Source organism: Leisingera sp. ABM4_101 (genome assembly GCF_056158725.1).
On record NZ_JBSWTV010000002.1, the window covers coordinates 3732871 to 3755412 of the forward strand.

General features: G+C 62.1%; 19 protein-coding genes and 1 tRNA gene. 8 read left to right on the forward strand and 12 right to left on the reverse strand.

The genetic code is table 11. The features are described from left to right. Window positions 1-168: 168 nt before the first annotated feature. The 4 genes from ACXAEK_RS19370 to ACXAEK_RS19385 all read right to left on the reverse strand — a co-directional run bounded on the left by ACXAEK_RS19370 (window position 169) and on the right by ACXAEK_RS19385 (window position 3002). The gene (locus tag ACXAEK_RS19370) at window positions 169-738 is read right to left on the reverse strand and encodes an IS5 family transposase (RefSeq protein WP_475044410.1); all 570 of its coding nucleotides are present in this window, start codon (window positions 736-738) and stop codon (window positions 169-171) included. After that, window positions 624-926 carry a transposase gene (locus ACXAEK_RS19375; RefSeq protein WP_475044412.1) on the reverse strand — a complete coding sequence of 101 codons (303 nt, stop codon included), beginning with the start codon at window positions 924-926 and terminating at the stop codon, window positions 624-626. The genes ACXAEK_RS19370 and ACXAEK_RS19375 overlap by 115 nt, the downstream gene beginning before the upstream one ends. Window positions 927-1505: 579 nt before the next feature. Continuing rightward, window positions 1506-2632 (reverse strand): IS3 family transposase gene (locus tag ACXAEK_RS19380; protein ID WP_475038988.1). Its coding sequence is split into 2 segments (ribosomal slippage): window positions 1506-2368 and window positions 2368-2632, totalling 1128 coding nucleotides; the frame shifts between segments, so codons are not numbered across the junction. A gap of 294 nt (window positions 2633-2926) precedes the next feature. Beyond that, a tRNA-Thr gene (locus ACXAEK_RS19385) sits at window positions 2927-3002 on the reverse strand. A 340-nt stretch (window positions 3003-3342) separates the two neighbouring features. Here ACXAEK_RS19385 and ACXAEK_RS19390 point away from each other — a divergent pair. Further along, on the forward strand, window positions 3343-4218 hold the full coding sequence (locus ACXAEK_RS19390) for a hypothetical protein (RefSeq protein WP_475044414.1): 876 nt from the start codon (window positions 3343-3345) through the stop codon (window positions 4216-4218). A 40-nt stretch (window positions 4219-4258) separates the two neighbouring features. Here the strand turns inward: ACXAEK_RS19390 and ACXAEK_RS19395 are convergent, their stop codons facing one another. Further along, window positions 4259-4750 carry a hypothetical protein gene (locus ACXAEK_RS19395; protein WP_475044415.1) on the reverse strand — a complete coding sequence of 164 codons (492 nt, stop codon included), beginning with the start codon at window positions 4748-4750 and terminating at the stop codon, window positions 4259-4261. A 143-nt stretch (window positions 4751-4893) separates the two neighbouring features. On the opposite strand from ACXAEK_RS19395, the gene ACXAEK_RS19400 reads away from it, so the two are divergent. Further along, on the forward strand, window positions 4894-5883 hold the full coding sequence (locus ACXAEK_RS19400; protein WP_475044416.1) for a hypothetical protein: 990 nt from the start codon (window positions 4894-4896) through the stop codon (window positions 5881-5883). A 263-nt stretch (window positions 5884-6146) separates the two neighbouring features. After that, window positions 6147-7439 carry an O-acetylhomoserine aminocarboxypropyltransferase/cysteine synthase family protein gene (locus tag ACXAEK_RS19405; protein ID WP_475044418.1) on the forward strand — a complete coding sequence of 431 codons (1293 nt, stop codon included), beginning with the start codon at window positions 6147-6149 and terminating at the stop codon, window positions 7437-7439. Window positions 7440-7504: 65 nt separating this feature from the next. Here the strand turns inward: ACXAEK_RS19405 and ACXAEK_RS19410 are convergent, their stop codons facing one another. After that, window positions 7505-8224: an SIMPL domain-containing protein gene (locus ACXAEK_RS19410; protein ID WP_475044420.1), complete on the reverse strand. Its 720-nt coding sequence runs from the start codon at window positions 8222-8224 to the stop codon at window positions 7505-7507. A 176-nt stretch (window positions 8225-8400) separates the two neighbouring features. On the opposite strand from ACXAEK_RS19410, the gene ACXAEK_RS19415 reads away from it, so the two are divergent. Beyond that, window positions 8401-10989 (forward strand): hypothetical protein, encoded by a 2589-nt coding sequence (locus ACXAEK_RS19415; RefSeq protein ID WP_475044421.1) that lies wholly within the window; start codon window positions 8401-8403, stop codon window positions 10987-10989. A 63-nt stretch (window positions 10990-11052) separates the two neighbouring features. Here ACXAEK_RS19415 and hppD read toward each other — a convergent pair whose 3' ends face one another. After that, a complete protein-coding gene (gene hppD / locus ACXAEK_RS19420; protein ID WP_475044422.1) occupies window positions 11053-12153 on the reverse strand; it encodes a 4-hydroxyphenylpyruvate dioxygenase in 1101 nt (366 codons plus the stop codon). A 151-nt stretch (window positions 12154-12304) separates the two neighbouring features. On the opposite strand from hppD, the gene ACXAEK_RS19425 reads away from it, so the two are divergent. From ACXAEK_RS19425 to ACXAEK_RS19435, 3 genes are all read left to right on the forward strand, one after another. Further along, entirely contained in the window at window positions 12305-12760 is a 456-nt protein-coding gene (locus ACXAEK_RS19425) for an Lrp/AsnC family transcriptional regulator (RefSeq protein ID WP_475044423.1), read from the forward strand. A 66-nt stretch (window positions 12761-12826) separates the two neighbouring features. Next, window positions 12827-14047, forward strand: a complete 1221-nt coding sequence (locus ACXAEK_RS19430; RefSeq protein WP_475044425.1) for a PAS domain-containing protein — start codon at window positions 12827-12829, stop codon at window positions 14045-14047. A gap of 102 nt (window positions 14048-14149) precedes the next feature. After that, window positions 14150-16042, forward strand: coding sequence for a cation:proton antiporter domain-containing protein (locus ACXAEK_RS19435; RefSeq protein ID WP_475044427.1), 1893 nt, complete (start codon window positions 14150-14152; stop codon window positions 16040-16042). Between the two features lie 57 nt (window positions 16043-16099). Here the strand turns inward: ACXAEK_RS19435 and cobT are convergent, their stop codons facing one another. Further along, window positions 16100-17116, reverse strand: a complete 1017-nt coding sequence (gene cobT, locus ACXAEK_RS19440; RefSeq protein ID WP_475044429.1) for a nicotinate-nucleotide--dimethylbenzimidazole phosphoribosyltransferase — start codon at window positions 17114-17116, stop codon at window positions 16100-16102. A 100-nt stretch (window positions 17117-17216) separates the two neighbouring features. Here cobT and ACXAEK_RS19445 point away from each other — a divergent pair, with 100 nt between their 5' ends. After that, window positions 17217-17975 carry an adenosylcobinamide-GDP ribazoletransferase gene (locus ACXAEK_RS19445; RefSeq protein ID WP_475044430.1) on the forward strand — a complete coding sequence of 253 codons (759 nt, stop codon included), beginning with the start codon at window positions 17217-17219 and terminating at the stop codon, window positions 17973-17975. Between the two features lie 71 nt (window positions 17976-18046). Here the strand turns inward: ACXAEK_RS19445 and ACXAEK_RS19450 are convergent, their stop codons facing one another. The 4 genes from ACXAEK_RS19450 to ACXAEK_RS19465 all read right to left on the reverse strand — a co-directional run bounded on the left by ACXAEK_RS19450 (window position 18047) and on the right by ACXAEK_RS19465 (window position 22540). Then, window positions 18047-18556, reverse strand: a complete 510-nt coding sequence (locus ACXAEK_RS19450) for a CarD family transcriptional regulator (RefSeq protein WP_019294694.1) — start codon at window positions 18554-18556, stop codon at window positions 18047-18049. A 300-nt stretch (window positions 18557-18856) separates the two neighbouring features. Next, on the reverse strand, window positions 18857-19195 hold the full coding sequence (gene fdxA, locus ACXAEK_RS19455) for a ferredoxin FdxA (protein WP_019294695.1): 339 nt from the start codon (window positions 19193-19195) through the stop codon (window positions 18857-18859). A 62-nt stretch (window positions 19196-19257) separates the two neighbouring features. Further along, on the reverse strand, window positions 19258-19632 hold the full coding sequence (locus tag ACXAEK_RS19460; RefSeq protein WP_475044432.1) for an RNA-binding S4 domain-containing protein: 375 nt from the start codon (window positions 19630-19632) through the stop codon (window positions 19258-19260). 7 nt (window positions 19633-19639) lie between these two features. Then, a complete protein-coding gene (locus tag ACXAEK_RS19465) occupies window positions 19640-22540 on the reverse strand; it encodes a helicase-related protein (protein WP_475044434.1) in 2901 nt (966 codons plus the stop codon). Window positions 22541-22542 lie beyond the last annotated feature (2 nt).

Genomic DNA, 22542 nt, shown 5'->3' on the forward strand with positions numbered 1-22542 from the left:
GTATTTTGAGAACTATAGGCCTGGGCAGTGTGGGATATCTTGGGCGCAACTGTTGAGATGTAGCGCACAAATGCAAGCAAGAGCCATCCGTAAGTACAGTTAAAACGCACTTGCAGATACTTGGATAAGCCAAAGTATAGTAAGGTACATACAATTTAGGGTCAGGATTTATAACCAGTAAATGACGACAGCTGCGAGGGCGATGGCTGATAGGAAGACCTTGGGGCAGCGATCATAGCGTGTCGCCACACGCCGCCAGTCCTTGAGCCTGCCGAACATGATCTCGATGCGGTTGCGCCGTTTGTATCGGCGCTTGTCGTATTTGACCGGGGTCTTGCGTTGCTTTCTGCCTGGGATGCAGGCGCGTATCCCTTTGTCTTTCAATGCGTTCCTGAACCAGTCGGCGTCATACCCACGGTCCCCGAGCAACCATTCGACATTGGGCAAACTGCTCAGCAATACCCGGGCACCAATGTAGTCACTGACCTGCCCGGCGGTGACAAACAGATTGAGGGGGCGTCCCTGGCTGTCGCAGATGGCATGGATTTTGGTGTTCATGCCACCCTTGGTCCGGCCGATCAGGCGTCCACGCCCCCCTTTTTCACGCCCATGCTGGTCGCTGTTCAGTGGGCTTTCAGGTATGTCGCGTCGATCATCACGGTCTTTTCCTCGCCGTGTTCGGCAGCCAGCCCAGCCATCATCCGCGCGAAGATGCCTTTCTCGCTCCACCGCTTCCACCGGCTGTAGAGCGTCTTGTGCGGTCCGTAGGCTTCCGGTGCGTCTCGCCAGCGCAACCCATTGCGATTGATGAAAATAATTCCACTCAGCACCCGCCTGTCATCGACCCGTGGTTTACCGTGCGACTTCGGGAAAAAAGGGGCAAGCTTGGCCATCTGCTCGTCGGTCAGCCAATAAAGGTCGCTCATGTCACCGCTCCGTTTTCCGAGCCGTGAATCACGCAGCGCGTTGAAAATCAATGCATCCTGACCCTAGGTTCTGCGCTTGCAGCTTGTGAGTGGGTAGCAGCCAGAACGCAAGAGCAGCAATCGCCACGGCTCGAAGCAACAAACGGCAACCGGATTGTTCTAAATTCACTTGAAAACCCTTAATCTGATCAGAGGTAACCGTGGCTTTTCAAGGCAACAAGGTCAATGGCTCCTTAGCGCCGTTCGCGGCGTGCTGCACACGCGAAGGCTTAATAAGCGATCAAAGTCGGCTCTGGGCTCTTTGTAACCATGACAGGATCGGCCTTCATCGTGTTACCCTGAGCTGCCAATGTCGGATTGGCGATGCGGCGGATCGTGGCGGGTTGGAGGAACCGTCATGACTGTCGCTAATCTACCAGCAATACGTGCCTGCCGCCCTGCCTGGAACAAAGGGCGGGTTGTTGGGCAAAAGCGTCCGCTGATGCCGAAACATGTTTGGGCCATCCGTGTACGATTGGAAATCGCGGAGAACCATCGCGAGCTAGTGATCAGCCCCACCTGAGTGGTCCGGTTTGATTGTTAGTGCATGACCGGCCTCGGGTCCATCGGGACGAGTGTTTCCGGAGCCGGTGGGCGATAGCGCAAGGCGCTGTGTGGTCTTTTTGTGTTGTAGTGCTTCCTCCATTGTTCGATCAGGATCTGAGCCTCGCGCAGGCTGTAGAAGATTTCTCCGTTGAGCAGTTCATCGCGGAACCGGGCGTTGAAGCTTTCACAGTATCCGTTCTCCCAGGGGGATCCCGGCTCAATGTAGGCGGTCTTGGAGCCGACCGCAGCAATCCAGTCCCGGACAGCCTGTGCCACGAACTCAGGACCGTTGTCGGACCGGATGTAGGCCGGGACGCCCCGCAGGATGAACAGGTCACTCAAGGCATCGATTACGTCACCTGAGTTCAGCTTCCGCTTCACCCGGATAGCCAGGCACTCCCGGCTATGTTCGTCGAGGATGTTCAGCGTGCGGAAGGCCTTCCCATCATCGGTCCGGCAATGCACGAAGTCGTAGCTCCAGACGTGGTTGCGATATTCGGGCCGCAACCGGACACAGGAGCCGTCGTTCAGCCAGAGCCGTCCTTTCTTCGGTTGTTTCGCAGGCACTTTCAGCCCCTCACGCCGCCACAGGCGTTCGACACGCTTGTCGTTCACTTGCCAGCCTGCATCCCTCAGCAGGGCCGCGATCCGCCGGTAACCGTAGCGGCCGTATTGGCGCGCCAGCTCAATCATGTCCGCGATCAGGCGCGCCTCGTCGACCCGGCCTCGTGGCAATTTTCTCTGCGTGGAACGGTGCTGCCCCAGGACACGGCAGGCCTTCCGTTCCGACACGCTGAACCGACTGCGCACATGATCTATGCAGGCCCGGCGGCGAGCGGGGCTCAGAAGTTTCCCTTTGCGGCCTCCGACAGGATGAGCTTGTCCAGGGTCAGATCCGAAACGGCGCGACGCAGCCGCTCGTTCTCTTTCTGCAGCCGTTTGAGCTCTCTGAGTTGGTCGGTTCCCATCCCGCCGTATTGCTTGCGCCAGCGGTAGTAGGTCTGCTCGGTGATGCGCACTTCGCGGATCGCATCCACGCGCTGCAATCCCTGACCGACAAGCACCTCAACCTGCCGCAGCTTCGTGACAATCTCTTCCGGCTTGTGTCGCTTCGTTCCCATTCTGATCCTCCGTTTTCCTAAACATAACGGCGGACCACTTCATTGGGGGAGGATCAGTAAATTGGCCTTCGATTATGTGGCAGAAGCTACCTTCAAAAGTGTGGCCGATTGACCGCCTTTCAGGTTGGGAGGCTGGGCGCTTGCTCTTCCCAATTGTTTCCGAGCGGGTCGAGGGCGCTTGGGCTGCTGGTCTACAGACCAGTTATACGGCATTCAAAGGGTGGACCTAGAGGTGGGCTGGGAATTCAACTTACAAGGTAAGTCCTTGAAATGCTGAGGAAATTTACTTTGCAATGGTGCCCCCACACGGACTCGAACCGCGGACCTACTGATTACAAATCAGTTGCTCTACCAGCTGAGCTATAGGGGCACACACAATTGCAGGTTTTCGGCGAGACGCCAGGCAACCGCCCAGGCAAGCCGTTTAGGGCAAAGGAAACGCCTCGGCCCGATCTGCCCGCGTCTGGTACTAAAGTCTGCAAAAGGCGTCAAGCGTGTATGGCACCCGGAATCATCAGTTTAGGCACATTTCGGGGATAGTGCCCCTGGCAAATGCCCCCGCCCGGATCTGCCGCCGCATTTTAGCAGCTGCACTTGAAACTCTGCGGAACTCAAACCCGCCAGGAAACAGTGCTTCAAGCACAGGTTTGACCTTGCTGCGGGGCCGAAGTAGGTCTGATTGTAAGAAACCCGTAAAAACAGGCCAGGTCATGCAGGTCATTATCCACTGCGGAGCGCATGCGACGGAGGAAGACCTTCTGCTGAAAGCTCTGCTGAAAAACGCGGACGGTTTGTCCACGCAGGGCACGGCCGTTCCAGGCCCTGGGCGGTACCGGACCCTGCTGAAGGACTGCATTGCCGCGATGAAGAATGGATCCGCCGCGGAGGATGCGCCTGATCTGCTGTGGGGTGCGATCCTGGGGGACCATCAGGCCGACCGGGTCATACTGTCCAATCCGCATTTCTTTGGCTCGCCCAGGCACGCACTGCAGGAAGGGCGGCTTTATCCGGAAGCCGGCACTCGGCTGCAAGCGCTGCAGGCACTGTTTCCTTACGACGCACCCGAGGTCTTCATGGCGCTGCGCAACCCGGCAACCTTTCTGCCGGCACTGTTTGCCCGATCCAGCCGGGCCATTAAAAACAAGGCGCTGCAAGGCTGTGACCTGCGGCAGCTGCGCTGGTCGCAGCTGCTGGAACAGATGCGCAAAATGGCGCCCAGCATGCCCGTCACGGTCTGGTGCTATGAAGATCTGCCGCTGACCTGGGAGCAAGTGCTGCGCGAGCTGGGAGGGCTGGAGGCCGGCACCGGCCTCAAGGGCGGAATGGATCTTTTGGCGGCGCTTCTGCAACCGGAAGGGCTGGAACGGTTGCGCGCCTATCTGGCGGCCCATCCCGGCCTTACGGAAATCCACAAGCGCCGGGTTTATGCGGCCTTTCTGGACAAATTCGCCCGCGAAGAGGCACTGGAAGAGGAACTGGATCTGCCAGGCTGGACAGCCGGGCTGGTGGACGAACTGAGCGAACTTTACGAAGAAGACCTCTTTCGCATCCAGCGGATGCCCGGGGTAGCTCTGATCGCCCCCTGACGCTTGCGGTCTGCCCGGCCCGTTCTTGGGTCAGCCCCCATTAATCCAGCGGCTGGCCGTCGCGGCCAAAAATCAGGCTCTCGGTGCTCAGATCATCATAGGTGATTTCCACTGCGACCTGCTGAAGCGAGCCTAATGGATAGCTGCGGTAGGGCATCCCATCCTCTTCCTTGATCATATTGGGGAACCCCTCCTCCAGATGGCAGGCGGGCAGCGGCCAATCCTGCGGCGCCTGACCGTTTACCCCCAGCCTGATCCCGGCGAGGCCGCAGCGCCATGACCAAAGATGCGTGACATAAAGCAGGTCCTGTCCGTCGAACTCGCGCACATGGATCCAATTGGTCCGGGTGGCCGCCAGGATCGGCTTGACTTCAAGCGCGGTAGTAAAGCGGCCGGTGGCCTCTTGCGGCTCTGCGGCAAGCGCCGCCTGCTGCGCAGCCGGTTCTGCCGTTCCGGCGGCGGCCGTGCCTGCCCCTTTCGGCTCTCCCGGTTGAACCGATGCCGCCAGAATGGCAAGGAACACGTCGATCATCTTTTCTTCTCCCCGGTCTGCGCCCGGCACAGCACAGACCCGTTGGTAATTGCCGCAGGCCGGTTGCGCCGCGCCCTGCAGGCTAGTAGCTACTCTATCAGGCAGTCCTATCCGCCCGGAAGAGACGGAAAACGGGGAAAACAATGGTAAATGCCCCCTTCAATGTGATGATCATCGGCCAAGCGGGCCGGCTGCAGTATGAAGCCGTGCTGTTTGCCGCCTCGCTGCGCCATTGCTCACCGGGCTTTGCGGGCCGGCTTTTTGTGGCGGTGCCGCAGCCTGGCCCCTTGTGGGACAAGGATCCCAGCATCCGCAACGCAGAGGTTCTGCAGGCGCTGGCGGATCTGGGGGCCGACATCCTGCCGTTCGAGAGCAAGGTATTTGGCGCTTCCTATCCTTACGGCAACAAAATCGAAGCGCTGCAGGCAATGCCCAAGGGCGAACCTTTTGTGTTCTTCGACACTGACACGCTGATCACGGACGAGCTGGCGGACGTGCCGTTTGACTTCTCCCGCCCCTCCGCCTCGCTGCGGGTTGAGGGCACCTGGCCGAAACCGACGCTTTACGGTCCCGGCTACGGCGGGATCTGGCAATCTCTTTACAACCGCTTTGGGCTGGATTTCCTGTCCAGCCTCGATCCCAGCCAGCCGGATGAATACTGGAAACGGTATCTTTACTTCAACGCCGGCTTCTTTTACGGCGCCTGCCCGCGGGCCTTTGGAAAGCGGTTTCTGGTCTACGCGCAGTCGGTGCTGAACGATCCGCCTCCGCAACTGGTTTGCCAGGCCTTGGATCCTTGGCTGGATCAGATTGTGCTGCCGCTGGTGATCCACTCTTTTGGCGGCGGCCGCGACGGGCTGCCTGGCGGCTATCTGGATGGCAGGACCAGCTGCCACTACCGATTGTTCCCGCTGCTTTATGCACGCGAAAGCGACCGGGTGGTGGAGCTGCTGCATGAAATCACCGCGCCGAACCGGATCAAGAAGGTTCTGAAAGGCTATGAGCCCATAAAGCGCATGGTCTATCAGGGCCGCGGTGAAAAGGTCCGGGCGCTGTTTGATCAGGGCAATCTGCCCCGGCGCGAACAGGCGATCCGCAACCGGATCAAGTCTGAAGGCTTCTGGATGCGCTGACGGCGGCCGGCTGCCCCTCTCGTGACCGGGCGCTCCCGCCTGTTCCCGGGCATCCGCCGGATGCCTCTCACAGTTGGGCCCGGCGCCGCGCGATGCGCGGCGCGCGCCATGCGCAGCATGGCGCCAGGCCCAACGGGAGCGGCTGCCGTCAGGCGGCCGGCGACGGGCGGGAGGCCTCTGCTGCGGCATTCACGTGATTGCCTTTGGCACGCAGCCATGCTGTGGTGCGCGCGAGACAAAAGACCTTTCAGGGAGACCACCTCATGTCAGACGCTCCGTCCTATGGTTTCGACACATTGCAGATCCACGCCGGCGCCAAACCGGACCCGGCCACCGGCGCGCGGCAGACGCCGATTTATCAAAGCACCGCCTATGTTTTCCGTGACGCCGAACATGCAGCCGCGCTGTTCAACCTGCAGGAAGTCGGCTTTATCTATTCGCGCCTGACCAACCCCACCGTCGCGGTTCTGCAGGAACGCCTGGCAACGCTCGAAGGCGGCGTTGGCGCGGTGTGCTGCTCTTCCGGCCATGCGGCACAGATCATGGCACTGTTCCCGCTGATGGGGCCGGGCTGCAACGTGGTGGCCTCGACCCGGCTTTACGGCGGCACCGTCACCCAGTTCAGCCAGACCATCAAACGCTTCGGGTGGTCGGCAAAATTCGTCGACACCGACGACTTGGACGCAGTGAAGGCGGCGATCGACGAAAACACCCGCGCGGTGTTCTGCGAATCCATTGCCAACCCCGGCGGCTATGTAACCGATATCCGGGCGCTGGCAGATGTCTCCGATGCTGCGGGCATTCCGCTGATCGTCGACAACACCTCTGCCACACCGTACCTGTGCAACCCGATTGCCCAGGGCGCTGCTTTGGTCGTGCATTCGACCACCAAGTATCTGACCGGCAACGGCACCGTGACCGGCGGCTGTGTGATCGACAGCGGCAAGTTCGACTGGTCTGCCAATGACAAGTTCCCGTCGCTGTCGGAGCCGGAACCGGCCTACCACGGGCTCAAATTCCATGAGACCTTCGGCCCTCTGGCCTATACGTTCCACGGCATCGCCATCGGCCTGCGCGATCTGGGCATGACGATGAACCCGCAAGCGGCGCATTACACGCTGATGGGGATCGAGACCCTTTCCCTCAGGATGCAGCGCCATTGCGAGAATGCCCGCAAGGTGGCCGAATGGCTCGAAAACGATGATCGCGTCGACTATGTGACCTATGCGGGCCTGCCGTCCTCGCCCTATTACGAGCGCGCTCAGGCGTGCTATCCCAAGGGCACCGGCGGCCTGTTCACCTTTGCCGTCAAGGGCGGGTACGAGGCCTGCGTCAAACTAGTGGATTCACTGGAGATCTTCAGCCATGTGGCCAACCTTGGCGACACCCGGTCGCTGATCATCCACTCGGCCTCCACCACCCACCGCCAGCTGTCTCCGGAGCAGCAGGAAGCTGCGGGCGCCGGCCCCAATGTGGTGCGCGTCTCCATCGGCATCGAGGATGCGGATGATCTTATCCGCGACCTGGATCAGGCCCTGGCCAAGGCCTGCGGCTGAGGTCTCCCGCCGTTCAAGTCAGAAAGGCCGGGCGCCCTGCCCGGCCTTTTCCATTTCCGCCGGGCCTATTCGCCGCCCGGCGCCATCATGTCAAAGACAACCGACACGGTGTGGGTAAAGGTCAGCTCACCCGCCTCAATGGGCATCGCATCGCTGCGGGCCATTTCCATCGCCATCATCGGGCGGCCGCCGCCGTTGCCATGCTCACTGATCGTCCGCACCGGCCCCAGCTTCATCCCCGCGGCTTCAGCCAGCTGCTGGGCTTTACGGATGGCGTCCTTGACCGCCTCGCCGCGAATCCTGTCAGTCACCGCCTCCGGATTTTCCACACCAAAGCTCAGGCCCTGGAACTGATTGGCACCGGCGCCGAGCACCGAATCCAGCACCGGACCAAGCCGGTCCAGTTCGCGCACCCGCAGCATCAGCGTGCTGGAGGCCTGGAAACCGGTGATCTCGCGGCGGCCGCCGCTGTCATAAGAGCGGTCCTGCGACCAGACAGGATGCATGGCAATCTGCCGGGTCTGCATATCCGCCGAAGCAATGCCCGCGTCCTTGAGGCGTGCAATCACCGCCGCCATCGAGTCCGAGACCGCGGCCATTGCAGCGGCGGCTTCTTCCGCCTCTTCGGTCACACCGAGGGTGATGGTTGCCAGCTCAGGCGCCACCTGCGCCATGCTCTCACCGTTCACGGTGATCTGCCGCAACGCCTGTGCCTCGTCCGCCGCCATTGCCGCAGTGCTCACCGACAGCATCAGCGCCGCTGCCAGAAGTTTCTTTGCTTTCATGCTCAATAGCTCCTTTTGGAATGCCCTCTAGATGGGGGCGGCGAACTGCCGCCCGCAAGCCCCCGCAGCGGTCTTTTCCTTTAACCCGGCAGGTTTCTGCTTTAAGGTCCGCGGCAAAACACCGGGCGCGCCAAGCGGCCCCGGGCAGTATGGATTTTGAGGGTTTGACCCAAAGCATGAAACCGGCATTTGCACTTTCGCTTTCCTCTGATGGTATTGAGTTGATCTATCGCGCCGGCGACGGCTGGCGCAGCGTTGCCCTCACGCCATTCGATGCCGGCGACCTGCCCGCCGCGCTGGCGGAAATGCGCGAGGCAGCGCTGCGGCTTGAACCGGAAGGCGTCTTTTCCAAACTTATCCTGCCCAACGACCAGATCCGCTATTTGACCGTCGAGACCGGTGATCTTCCGGCTGATGCCCGAATTGACACTGCCCGGCAGGCGCTGGTTGGGGCGACCCCTTATTCCGTGGATGAGCTGGCCTTTGACATCTCAGCCGATGGCAGCATCACCCATGTCGCGGCCGTGGCACTGGAAACACTGGACGAGGCAGAGACATTTGCCGTTGAACACGGGTTCGGACCGGTCAGCTTCGTTGCGGTTCCGGATGGCAGCGGGTTTCTGGGTGAGCCGTTCTTTGGCACCACGCGGGCGATCCGCGGCACTGAGGTGGAACCGGACAGCGAAGCTGTTGCGGTGGCAGGGCCGCTGGACCTTCCGGTTTCTGCCAAAGAACCAGCAACTGCCAGTGAAGATGCCGCTGCAGACGCGGCGGAGGCGGCAGATGATCCAGCCAAGGACGAAGACAGCACTTTAAACGCTGCAGTGTTGGACGACCCTCTGCCGGATCATGCAGACCAGGCAGAGCAGCCAGAACCTGCCGCTCCTGCAGTGGCGGCGGCACAGGCTGGCCCCGACGCTGTTTCCAAGCCTGCCCCCGCCGGACAGGACCAGCCCCTGGCTGATGCGCCTCAGACAGGCCCCGCGGCGCCATCTGCAAAACCCTCGAGCCTGCCGCCCGCTCCGCCGGCCGCCAATACCGCCACTGCACCCGCTGAAACCGCCGAAGATGACAAAAGCACCGCGTCTCCTGCACCGCTTGTTGCCGCCCCCAAGCGCGGCGCAGAGACGGCCGCAGCCAAACCGCTGGGCGCGGCACAGCCGGCCTTGGTTCTGGACACGGCAACGCTTGCTGCGCCCCGCCCGTCAATTCCCCCTGCACCAGCCGCCCTGCGGGAAACCGCATCAGAAGCGCCCGGCGCGGTCCAGGCAAAGCCTGCAGCAGAGGCACAAGAAAACAAGACCGTAACCAAAGGCAAGCCGCGGCATCTGGGGCTGATCCTGACCGCAGTCTTGCTGCTGTTCCTGGCCGCTGCGGCTGTCTGGGCCGTGCTGGGCGAAGAAGCTTTCCTGACCTCCAGCCCGGAACCGGATCAACGTCTGGCCCCCGCCCCTGAAGTTAACGCAGCAGACGGCGGCACGGCGCAAAACTCTGGCCCGAATGACACGCCGGCTGCGCTGGAACACCCCAGCGAAGAGGCCGATCCGCAACCGATTGCCCCGCAGGTCAGCGTGCTGGCAGAACAGCCTGATGCCGGAGCAGCAGACACCGGCGCGGATGCAGCTGAGAGTTTTGAGGAAGGCAACCCGGAACTGGCCGGGACCGGCGCCGCTAATCTGCACCCGTCTGTCGCGGATGAAGCCGCCGCAGACGGTGTGGACTTGCCGGAGGAAGGCACTGACACGGCCTTCCTGGAACCGGAAACATTGCAGCCCGGCAATATCAGCCCGCCGCAGAACACCGCGGCGGAGGAGCCGCTGGACCCGCTGGCCCAGGCTGCGCGCTATGCAGCCACCGGCGTCTGGACGGTTGCACCGGATCTGGGGCAGTTCCCCGCTGGCGCCGGGCTGGACGAACTTTACACCGCTTCCATCGACCGGACCGGATCAGCCCCCGATGCCGTGGCGCTGCCGCAGCCGAACGGCTTTTCCAACGATCTGGAACTTGCCCCTGTCGCCTCCCCCGCCGCCGCCGGGAAAGCGTTTGATCTGGACGGGCGCGGCCTGGTCAAGGCGAGCCCTGATGGCACGCTCAACCCCGATGGCATCATGATTTTCAAGGGCCGCCCCAAGGTGGTGCCGCCGCCCGCACCTGACCGCAGCGACCCGGCGGCCGAGGCCCTGGCCGAGGAAGTCGCGCGCAACCAAGTCTTGTCGCGCAAACGGCCGAAGCCGCGGCCTGCAGATCTGGAGGAACAGGTGGAGCGGGCACAGCTTGGCGGCCTCAGCCGGGCAGAGCTGGCCTCCTTGCGGCCGCGCAAACGGCCTGCGAGCCTGAAACCCGCCGAAGAGGAACAGCTGCCGGTAACGGAACTGGCCGTTGCCGCATCGGTGCAGCCCCGCGGCCGGCCCGCCAACTTCGCCAATCTCGTCGACCGCGCCCGCCGCAATTCCCAGAATCAGGTGCAAACCGCCGCCGCGGTGCCTGCCGCCGCAGCGGCCGCCGCACCGCGCATTCCAACAGCAGCTTCTGTTGCCCGCCGCGCCACGGTCAATAACGCCATCAACCTGCGCAAGCTGAACCTGATCGGCGTTTATGGCACTGCCACCGACCGCCGCGCCCTGGTCCGCCTGCCCTCCGGCCGGTACAAGAAGGTGCAAGTCGGCGACCGCATTGACGGCGGCCGGGTGATCGCCATCGGCGAAAGCCAGCTGCAATACCAGAAAGGCGGCCGCAACCGCACTCTGACCATGCCCAAGGGCTAAGACCAGCCCGAAGAAAAGCCGGGCCTGCGAGGCAAACCCGGCTTAGCCTGCTTTCCTGACAGACTATTCTGCGGCCTGTATCTCGCCGTTTTCAATCTGCTCGCGCTCGATCGATTCAAACAGCGCCTTGAAGTTCCCTTCGCCAAAGCCGTCATCGCCCTTGCGCTGGATGAACTCGAAGAAGATCGGCCCAATCACGGTTTTGGAGAAGATCTGCAGCAGGATGCGGGTTTCGCCGCCGTCCACCACACCCTCGCCGTCGATCAGGATACCGTGTTTCTTCATGCGGTCCAGCGGCTCCTCATGGCCGTGCACCCGTTTCTTGGACAGCTCATAATAGGTGTCATTCGGGCCTGGCATGAACTTCAGGCCCTTGCCGGCAATCGCGTCGGTGCTGGCATAGATGTCCTCGGTGCCGACTGCGATGTGCTGGATACCTTCGCCGTTGTATTTTTTCAGATAGGACACGATCTGACCGGTCTCGCCCCGATCCTCGTTGATCGGGATCCGGATGCGGCCGCAGGGCGAAGTCAGCGCGCGGCTGAACAGGCCGGTGTACTTGCCTTGGATATCGAAGAAACGGATCTCCTTGAAGTTGAACAGCTCCTCGTAGAACCTGAACCACTTGTCCATGTTGCCCTTGTAGACATTGTGGGTCAGGTGATCCAGATAATAGAACCCGTCGCCGCGCGGCTTGGACTGCTTCAACCACTCGAATTCGCCGTTGTAGGGTGAGGTGTCGTAGTACTGATCGATGAAGTAGATCAGCGACCCGCCAATGCCTTTGATCGCAGGAACATCCATCACCTTGCCCGGCCCATCATAGGCCTCTGCGCCCTTGGCAACCGCATGATCCAATGCCTTTTGCGCATCCGCCACACGCCAGCCCATCGCCGGGGCACAGGGGCCGTGCTCTTCCACGAACTTGGCGGCAAAGCTCTCAGGGTCGGCGTTCAGGATATAGGTCACATCGCCCTGCTGCCACAACTCCACCAGCGGCTGGTCCTTGCGGTGCCCCACCAATTCATAGCCCATGCGGGTAAACAGCTCCCGCAACTCTTCCGGCTCGGGGCTGGCAAATTCAACGAATTCAAAGCCATCGGTGCCTGCGGGGTTTTCAGTCGTGATTTCGGATTTCGGGGCATTATGCGGGAACGGGCCCATTGCGCATCTCCTTGAGATCATGGGGAAACAAGTGAATTCTTGCATCAAGAGTACCGCATATCGCATGCTTGTTTTCCGCATTGTTTCGCACCCACACCTTGATCCGTGCGCAATTTCCGCGAGAATAGTTAAAAGTATGGAGATTTTCCGCATGCTAGACACAACAGACATGAAACTTCTGGCAGCGTTGCAGAAAGACGCGCATCTGACCGCACAGCAACTGGGTGAAATGCTCAATCTCTCGCCCAGCCAAGCGGGACGGCGACGCCAAAAGCTGGAGGCCGACGGTTATATCCAAGGCTATTCGGCACGGCTGGACCCAGCAAAACTGGGGCTGGCGGTCCAGGGCTTCGTGCAAGTGCATTTGGGCAGCCACGGGCCGGAGCAATCCAAGGGATTCGCCCGCCTGGTGGCCAGCCAGCCGGAAATCACCTCCGCCTGGACGATGACCGGCGAGGCCGATTACCTGCTGCGTGTCTACTGCGCCGACCTGGAGGCGCTGAATACGCTCATTCACGGCATTTTACTGCCGCATCCCGCCGTCTCCAGGGTCCAAAGCCAGATCGTAATGGCACAATTAAAACGCGATGCACCGCTGCCGACTTAACCAGCTGGGAAGGATTTCGGCGTAAAGATGCAGTAACGACTACTGTAACCCAAAGTGGAATGTGCCGTGTCTTTTGTTGACCGCCGCGTCGAAACGCGCCCCACCAGCGGCGAGGCCCCGTTCGCCCTCAATGAAGTTTTCTTCTCCAGAACCGACAGCCGGGGTGTGATCCAGGCCGGCAACTATGTCTTCCGCCGCGTCGGCGCCTATCCTTGGGAAGAGCTGATCGGCGCCCCGCACAAAGTAATCCGCCATCCGGATATGCCCAAGGGCGTGTTTTCGCTGTTCTGGGACACCATCCAGCGCGGCGAATCGATGGGGGCATACGTCAAGAACAAGTCCAAGGACGGGCTGTACTACTGGGTGTTTGCGGTGGTGGTGCCCTGCCAGGACGGGTATCTGTCCGCCCGTATCAAGCCCAGCAGCGAACTGTTTGACCAGGTGCGCAGCCTCTACGCCAAGATGCTGAAGCGGGAAAAGGACGAAGGCGTCAATCCCGCGGACAGCGCGCAGTATCTCCTCGATTGGCTGAACAGCCAGGGGTATGAAGATTACCACCAATTCGCCGCCCACGCGCTGAGCCAGGAGCTGATTGCCCGCGATCACGGGCTGGGCCAGCAGCCGCACGCCCGCGTCCAGGAGCTGACCAGCATGCTGCGGGACGCGGAGACCTTGGTAGAGGAAACCGAAGGGCTGATTACCGACTTCGACGCGATGCATACCATCCCGCATAACCTGCGTGTGCTGGCGTCGCGGATCGAACCCTCGGGTGGCCCGGTGACCGTTCTGTCACAAAACTATGGCTCGATGTCGCGCGAAATGTCGGACTGGTTCGCCGCTCATGTGATGGGAAAGAACAGCAATTTCGCTAAGATCAAATCTTCGGTGAACAACAGCCTGTTTGTCGAAGGCATGGCGCGCATCCTGATCGAATGCGACAACCAGCTGCAAAAGGAGCGCCGCGACCTGGGCAATGTCGATATGGAGGCCGAGCGCAAGATTCTGGGCGACCTGGTCAAGGCGCAGGTCAAACGCTCGGAGGACGGCATGAAAGAGGTCGATGAGGAAGCCGTGCGCATCACCAGCGCTTGCCAAGTTATGCACCGCCACTTCCTGGGCCTCAGCTCCACCCGTGTCCTGCTCAAGATTGAAAGTGCCCGGCTGACTGATTCCGGTGAAACCCTGGCCGACATCATCGACCAGCTGGGCGGTTTTCAGGAGCGGATCTCCCGGCGGCTGGACCGTATTGGCAAGCTAAGCGAAGAAATCCGCATTCTGGAGCACTAAGACCGCCCGCAGCGGTCCCGGCAGGCGCCGGATTGCCAGCGCCTCAGCCTTTCGCTGCCAAAATGATTGCCAAGGCCCCGGCCTGCTTGCGATACCTTCTATATGGAAGAGTTTTTTTATCAGGCAACCATTTACCTGGGTGCCGCCGTCATCGCCGTTCCCCTGGCAGCCCGGCTGGGGCTGGGTTCTGTGCTGGGCTATCTGGCTGCAGGCATCGCCATTGGCCCGGTCCTGGGCCTTACCGGCGCCGAAACCGAAGATCTGCGCCATTTCGCCGAATTCGGCGTGGTGATGATGCTGTTCCTGATTGGGCTGGAGCTGGAGCCGCGCGCGCTTTGGGCGATGCGGGACAAGCTGATCGGACTTGGCGGCATGCAGGTTGCCGCTTCCACCGTTGTTCTGATGGCGGCGGCCATGGCCGCGGGCCAGCCCTGGCACGTCAGCCTTGCGGTCGGGCTGGCGCTGTCGCTGTCTTCCACCGCAATTGTTTTGCAGACATTGTCGGAAAAAGGATTGATGCAAACCGGCGGCGGGCGCTCTGCCTTCTCGGTGCTGCTGACCCAGGATATTGCGGTCATTCCGATCCTGGCCTTCCTGCCGCTGCTGGGCACCTATGCCATTCCGCAATTCGCCTCCGACGGCTCCATCAACCGGGAGGGCGCAGGCGGGCATGGCGGCGGCCACCACTCGCTGTCTTTGGTCGACGGGCTGCCCGGCTGGGCAGTGGCGCTGGTCACGCTGGCCGCGATTGCCTTTATCATCCTGGCAGGCATCTATCTGACCAGGCCGCTGTTCCGTTTCATCCACGCTTCCAACCTGCGTGAAATGTACACCGCCCTGGCGCTGATGATTGTTGTCGGCATCTCCTTCCTTATGACCCTGGTGGGCCTGTCGCCGGCGCTTGGCGCCTTTCTGGCGGGGGTGGTGCTGGCCAACTCTGAATTCCGCCACGAGATGGAAAGCGACCTCAACCCCTTTAAGGGGCTGCTGCTGGGCCTGTTCTTCATCACCGTCGGCGCAGGTATCAACTACCGCCAGTTCCTGGCCGACCCCGGCGACCTGATCGGCCTGGCCTTGCTGGTGATCTTTGCCAAGGGCGCAGTGCTGTTTGCGGTTGGCCACGCTTTTGGCCTGCGCCGCCGCCGGCTGTGGCTTTTCACCCTTAGCCTTGCCCAGGCCGGCGAGTTCGGGTTTGTGCTGCTGGCGTTTTCGACCCAGCTGAACGTCATCCCGCCGGCCCTGTCGGAAAAGCTGCTGCTGGTAATCGCCCTGTCGATGCTGATCACCCCGCTGCTATTCATCCTTTATGACTTCCTGTCAAAGCGCATGGGAGAACCTCTGCAGGCCCACGAGCCGGATGAAATCGACGAAGAAGGCCCGGTAATCATCGCCGGCATCGGCCGGTTTGGCCAGATCGTCAACCGGCTGGTGCAGGCCAGCGGGTTTAAGACCGTGGTGCTGGACCACGATATGGAGGCGGTGCAGCTGATGCGCCGCTTCGGGGTCAAAAGCTTTCTGGGCGACCCGACCCGGCCGGAACTTCTGAAGGCCGCGGGCATCGCCAAGGCCAAGGTCTTTGTGGTGGCGCTGGATGACCCGGAGGGCGTGGTCAAGATGGTCAAATATGTGCGCCGCTCCTACCCCGATCTGCACATCATCGCCCGCGCCAAGGACCGCAACCACGTCTATGAGCTGTACCAGGCCGGCGCCGACGACATCGTGCGCGAAATGTTCGACAGTTCGGTCCGCGCCGGCCGCTACGTGCTGGAGAACGTGGGCCTCAGCGAATATGAGGCTGCGCAGGCCGCGCAAACCTTCTATGCCCATGACCGGGCCAACCTGCGCGATCTGGCCCAGCACTGGATCCCCGGCGTGCCCGCCAGCCAGAACCCCGCCTATATCGAACGGGCGCGGGAGCTGGAGAAAGCCATCGAAAGCGCGATTTTTGACATGGCCGAACGCAAGCGCAAGAAATCCTCCGAGGCCGCCGAATGAAACAGCCCCGGCGCAGTGCCGGGGCCTAGAATTCGATCCGGAGAACAGCCGCCAGGTTCAGCTGTCTGAAACCCCTGCCTCGGCAAAGGTGGCCATGCCGCTGTGGCAGGCGATGGCGCCTTTTAGCACCTGGATCGCCAGCGCCGCGCCAGAGGCCTCTCCCAGCCGCAAGCCCAACGACAGCAGCGGCTGCTTGCCCAGCTTCGCCAGCAGCGCCGGATGGGCGCCCTCCGCGCTTTGATGACCCGCCACTGCGTGGTCCAGCGCGCCATCTGCAGTCTTCGCCAGGCAGGCTGCGGCAGCGCAGCAGATGAAACCGTCCAGGATGACCGGAATATGCAGGATCCGCGCTGCGGCGATGGCGCCGGCCATGGCGGCAATCTCGCGCCCGCCCAGGCAAGCCAGCGCGTCCAGGCCGTCCCGGATTACCTCCTTGTGCAGGGCAACGCCTTCGGCCACCACGCGGGTTTTGTTTGCAAGGCCGGCATCATCCACACCGGTGCCGCGTCCGGTCCAGTCTGCGGCTTCGCCGCCAAACAGCGCACAGGCCAGCGCCGCCGCAGGGGTGGTGTTGCCAATGCCCATTTCGCCTACCACCAGCAAATCGGCACTGGGGTCCACTGCCGACCAGCCAGCCTGAAGCGCCGTCAGCAGTTCGTCCGCACTCATGGCAGGCGCTTGGGTAAAATCGGCAGTGGGGCGGTCCAGCTCCAGCGCATGCACATCCATGCGGGCACCAGCCAGCCGGGCCAGCTGGTTGATCGCCGCGCCGCCATGCTCAAAGTTGACCACCATCTGGGCCGTCACTTCTGCCGGAAAGGCCGAGACCCCCTGCGCCATCACCCCGTGATTGCCGGCAAAGACGATCACTTGCGGTGCGGTGATCTCCGGCCGGTCGCTGCGGCGCCAGCCACCGTACCAGATCGCCAGGTCCTCCAGCCGGCCCAGTGCTCCCGGCGGCTTAGTCAGCTGCGTATTGCGCGCGGCGGCACCATCCAGTGCGGCCTGGTCCTGCGCAGGAGCGCCAGCAAGCGCGGCGCGGAAATCATCAAGGGAGGAAAGCTGTGGCAGCATGGCATTGCCTCGTTGCATCTGAGTGGGTGACGCGGATAAAGCGGTTGCAGACTGTTTACCCGCTGGCCGCAACGCCGCAAGCCCTCCAATAGGCCCGCAGATGCGAAAAAACGACATTCAAGCTAAAGACATGACGCTGGCACTGGTGCTGCTGACCCGGCTGCCGCTGCCGCACCTCCCCCCTGACGCCTTTCAGCGTCAGGCCAGGGCTGTCTGGGCGTTTCCGCTAGCCGGGCTTGTGGTGGGCCTGCCCGCGGCGCTTCTTGCGGCGCTGGCACTGGCGGCCGGCCTTCCGGCCATCGTGGCCGCAGGGCTGGCGCTGGCGGCGCAGGTGATGCTGACCGGCGCCATGCACGAGGACGGGCTGGCCGATACCGCCGACGGGCTCTGGGGCGGCTTCACCCGCGAACAGCGGCTGGAGATCATGAAGGACAGCCATATTGGCGCCTATGGGGTAATCGCGCTGATCCTCGGCTTCGGCCTGCGCTGGAGCGCCCTGGCTGCACTTTTCGCGACCGCCGGGCCCTGGATCCTGCCGCCACTGGCCATGCTGAGCCGCGCGGTGATGCCTGCCTTGATGGCGTCGCTGCCCAATGCACGAAGTGCCGGATTGTCCCAAACCGTAGGCCGCCCCCGCGTTCTGCCCTGCTTGCTGGCCGCCCTACTGGCCATTGGCCTGTCACTGCCTGTGCTTGGCGCCGCGGCCCTTGGCATGGCCCTGGCCATGGCCATGGCCGTGGCTGGACTGGGCCTTCTGGCCAAGGTCAAGATCGGCGGCCAGACTGGCGACATTCTAGGCGCCTCGCAGCAAGTGGCAGAGATCGCGGGCCTTTTGGCGCTGCTTGCAATCTGCGCCTGACCCTGGCTCACTCACAACGAAAAAGGCCGCGCCCGGCGGGCACGGCCTTTACTTTAAAGCGGAGCGCCGGATCAGGCAGCGCGGGAGGTCAGCACCTCGTCCACCTGCTTGGCGGCTGCGATCTCGTCATTGCCGGACACGGCAGCCACTTCGCGGGTCAGCCGCTCCAGCGCCGCCTCGTACAACTGGCGCTCGGAGTAGCTCTGCTCGCGCTGATCATCGGTGCGGTGGAGGTCGCGCACCACTTCAGCGATTGAGATCAGGTCGCCGGAGTTGATCTTCTGCTCATACTCCTGCGCGCGGCGCGACCACATGGCGCGCTTCACCTTGGCCTTGCCCTTGAGCGTTTTCATCGCTTGGGCGATCACGTCCGGCGAGCTGAGCGAACGCATGCCCACTTCGGTGGCCTTGTTGGTCGGCACCCGCAGGGTCATCTTGTCCTTTTCAAAGGTGATCACGAAAAGCTCCAGCGCAAAGCCGGCCACTTCCTGCTCCTCGATCGAGATGATCTGGCCAACGCCATGCGCCGGGTAGACCACGTAATCATTGGGGCGGAATTCGAGCTTCTTCGACTTGGTCATACAGGTTTTTCCTCACTCACAGCCGGGCGGCACCGGCATTTTGGCGAACAAAACTCCCGGATCCGGTCAGTTCATCGTGACCAGCCCCCAGGACATCTTCTCCGCAGAAATACCGCCCAAAATGCGCAACGCTGCAGGCGTGCGCCGGGGGCGGACTCCGATTGTTTATGTCTTTTGTGCTTCAAGCATACCATAAAAAAGGGCCGCCCGAAAGGCGGCCTGCTGGCACGGGTTCGTAAAATCCCGTGATAATGCGGCGATTCTCCGCACAATTGCGGCATCGCGGCGTGCGGCAGAGAATCAGCCGCCTTCGCCAGGCGCCTCAGAGAAATACTTCTCCATCTTGCCCTCTTCGCCGTCGCGTTCCTCGTAACCCGGCATCGGGTCTTTCTTGGACACGATCACCGGCCACAGCTCAGCGTATTTGCGGTTGAACTCAACCCATTTGTCCATATCCGGCTCAGTGTCCGGGCGGATCGCGTCAGCGGGGCATTCCGGTTCGCAAACGCCGCAGTCAATGCATTCGTCGGGATGGATCACCAGGGTGTTTTCACCCTCATAGAAGCAATCCACCGGGCATACCTCGACACAGTCGGTGTATTTGCAGGCAATGCAGTTTTCCGTCACGACATAGGTCATTGTACCGAGTCCCGTTTTCCGTTTGCGCCTAGCTAATCCAGACGCGGCTGCACTTCAAGGCGTCAAAAGCCCTCGGGCTTGCGGGTAAGATCAAGCGCCCTGCGGGCTTTTTTGTCCGGACGGCCTTTTCCCTCGAACTTCGGATTGGCAGGAATTTTTTCCTGTTTTTCGGTCATATCAAAGTACAGCGCCTGCGCCTCAGGGGCCGGTCCGCGGCGTTCGCCTATGGCTTCAACCCGCACCACGCGGATCACATTGCCTTGAGCAAAGGTCAGAACATCACCAGGGGTGACGTTCTGAGCCGGTTTCAGCGCCTTGCTGCCATTGAGGCGCACATGGCCCGCACTGACCTGCTTCGCGGCCAGGCTGCGGGTCTTGAAGAACCGCGCATGCCATAGCCACTTGTCAATGCGGATCTTGGGCGCCCCCTCAGTCATGGCCGGGTCAGTCGCCCTGTTTCAGCCCCATCAGCGCAGCTGCAAAGGGATTGTCCGGGTCGATCTGCTTTTCCTTCCTGGCAGGGCGCGCGGAATAGGTCTTGGCCCCCTGATCCTGGCGCGCTCCGCCCTTGCGGCCCGGCTTGCCCCGGCCGCCCTCGCGGTCGCCGCCTTTGGCGCCGCGCGGCTTGCCTTTGCCGCCAGGCTTACCGTCGCCCTGCGGCCGGCGGTTCTGCTGGCGCTGGCCACCGCCCTGGCGTCCGCCGCGGTTGCCACCCCAGGTGAAAGTGAAGAACACTTCCATTTCCGGTTCCGCATCAGCAGGGGCTTCAGATTTGGCTTCTGCTGCCGCTTCCGCAGGTGCCGCTTCGGCTTCGGTCGCCGGTGCTTCGGCAGCCACGTCTTCAGCAGGAACCTCTGCCGGCGCCTCTGCAGCTTCCGCCGCGGGCGCTTCAGCCGCAGCCTCTATTGCCGCAGGTTCTTCTACAGCCGCTTCAGCAGGCTTCGCTTCCGGCTCAGCCGCCACCGGCTTCACCTTCTCGCGCTCGCCTTTCTCGGCCTTATAGCCCAGACCCTGCATCAGGTCCGCGAACTGCTCCAGCGTCATGCCAGTGATCGACAGCATATCCGCCTTGGCTTCAAAACCACCGCGGCTGTCCTCAGAACGCAGCATATCGGCCAGGCGCTCCAGCATGTCGATGCGGATCATCCGCTCGCCCGCGGCGCGGTAGCCGGACATGGTGTCATAGCCCTCAGGCGCGTCCTTGACCGACGGAACGGTGACCAGGCCCGGCGGCGGCGCCTCGGGGAAGTCCTGCAGGCCGTTCGCCAGCGACCACAGCACCAGGCGCAGACGGGTCGGCGCGGGCTTCAGCAAGAGCGGCATGAAAATGGTGAACTGGCCGAAGCGGATGCCATGCTTGCGCAGCGCGCCGCGGGCGTCCTGATCCAGATCCTTGACCTCCTGCATCACGCCTGCGCGCGGCAGCACGCCGAGGTTCTCGACCATGCGGAAAGCAAAACCGCGCGCGAGGCCGGTCAGTTCCTCATCCTTCTGCAGGTTCAACAGCGGTTCGAACAGCGCGTTGATCTTGCGGGTGATGAAATGCAGCAGGCGGCGCTCGACCTTCTGGGCCACATCCGGGCCTGCGGCCTCATCTACAAACACCTCGATCTGCGGGTTCAGCGCATCGGCGCCGGCAACCAGCTTGCCCACCGCATGCTCGCCCCACATCAGGCCGCCCTGTTCGGTAAAATCGATCTCGGTATCGGGCGCGTTATAGAACCGGTCCGCACGCAGATGGAATTGCGGCGCCAAAGCCTGCAGCGAGGCCGCCTTGAGGGCTTTTGCCTCAGTGCCTTGCGCAGCTTTGTCCGGGCTGAACCGGAACCCCTCCAGACGGCCGACGAATTCGCCTTCGACCGTCACTTCACCCTTGTCATTCACTTCGGCCAAAAGGGCCTCCTTCTGTTTGAGCCGCCGCAACAGCACAGACGTGCGCCGGTCCACAAATCGCTGAGTCAGCCGCTCATGCAGAGCATCCGACAACCTGTCTTCTACAGCGCGCGTCTCCCCGCGCCAATGGCTTTCGTCACGCAGCCAGCCATTCCGCTGCGCGACATATGTCCACGTCCGGATAAATGCCAGACGTTTGGACAATGTGTCGATGTTTCCGTCAGTGCGGTCAATCCGCTTTATCTGGCGAGCCATCCAATCGTCCGGCACCACCCCGCCGCCGTGCAGATGCTCGAAAATCACCCCCAGAAGCGAGGCGTGCTCGGCATGGGAAATACCGCGGAAATCGGGTATCCGGCAGACATCCCACAACAGTTTCACCGATTGCGCGTTGGTGGTGCGCGAGATGACGGCGGATTCCCGCGACAGCATCTTCAGCGCGCCAAGGTCATCCGCTTCGCGCGCCTTGATCAGGTTCTCGTTCGAGGGGCTTGATTCGAGCGAGTTGATCAGCGCTTCAACGGTGCCGAACTGCAGGTTAGCCGATCGCCAGTTCAGCTTCTTCAGCGGCGTGAACTGGTGGTTCATGATTGCCGAGGCGGTGCCCTCGTCCAGCGGCCTGGCGTCGCCGGTGACGCCAAAGGTGCCGTGGCTCATCCCCCGGCCTGCGCGGCCTGCAATCTGCGCCAGTTCATTGGGCGCCAGTTCGCGCATCCGGCGGCCGTCGAACTTGGTGGTGGAGGAAAACGCCACATGGTCGATGTCGAGGTTGAGCCCCATACCTATGGCATCGGTGGCCACCAGGTAATCGACCTCGCCATTCTGGTAGAGCGCCACCTGAGCATTGCGTGTCCGTGGGCTCAGCGCCCCCATCACCACTGCCGCCCCGCCCTTCTGGCGGCGGATCAGCTCAGCAATCGCATAGACATTATCAACAGAAAATCCGACGATTGCCGTGCGCGGCGGCATCCTGCTTATCTTTTTCGAACCTGCATACGCTAAATCGGACATCCGTTCGCGGCGCACGAATTCAACACCCGGTACCAGCGCTGAAATCGGACCGCGCATGGTGTCTGCTCCCAGGAACAGCGTCTCATGGGTGCCACGGGCGCGTAGCAGCCGGTCAGTGAACACATGGCCGCGCTCCGGATCGGCGCAAAGCTGGATCTCGTCGATGGCCAGGAAGTCGCAGCCCATGCCCTCCGGCATCGCTTCAACCGTGCAGATCCAGTACTGCGCCCGCGGCGGCACGATGCGCTCCTCACCGGTGACCAGCGCCACAACGGACGGCCCGCGGGCCGCCACCACCTTGTCATAGACCTCCCGCGCTAAAAGCCGCAGCGGAAAGCCCATGACACCGGTGCGGTAGCCCAGCATCCGTTCAATTGCATAATGGGTTTTGCCGGTATTGGTCGGGCCCAGGACGGCCACGATCCGCGATGCGCTTGCCATGA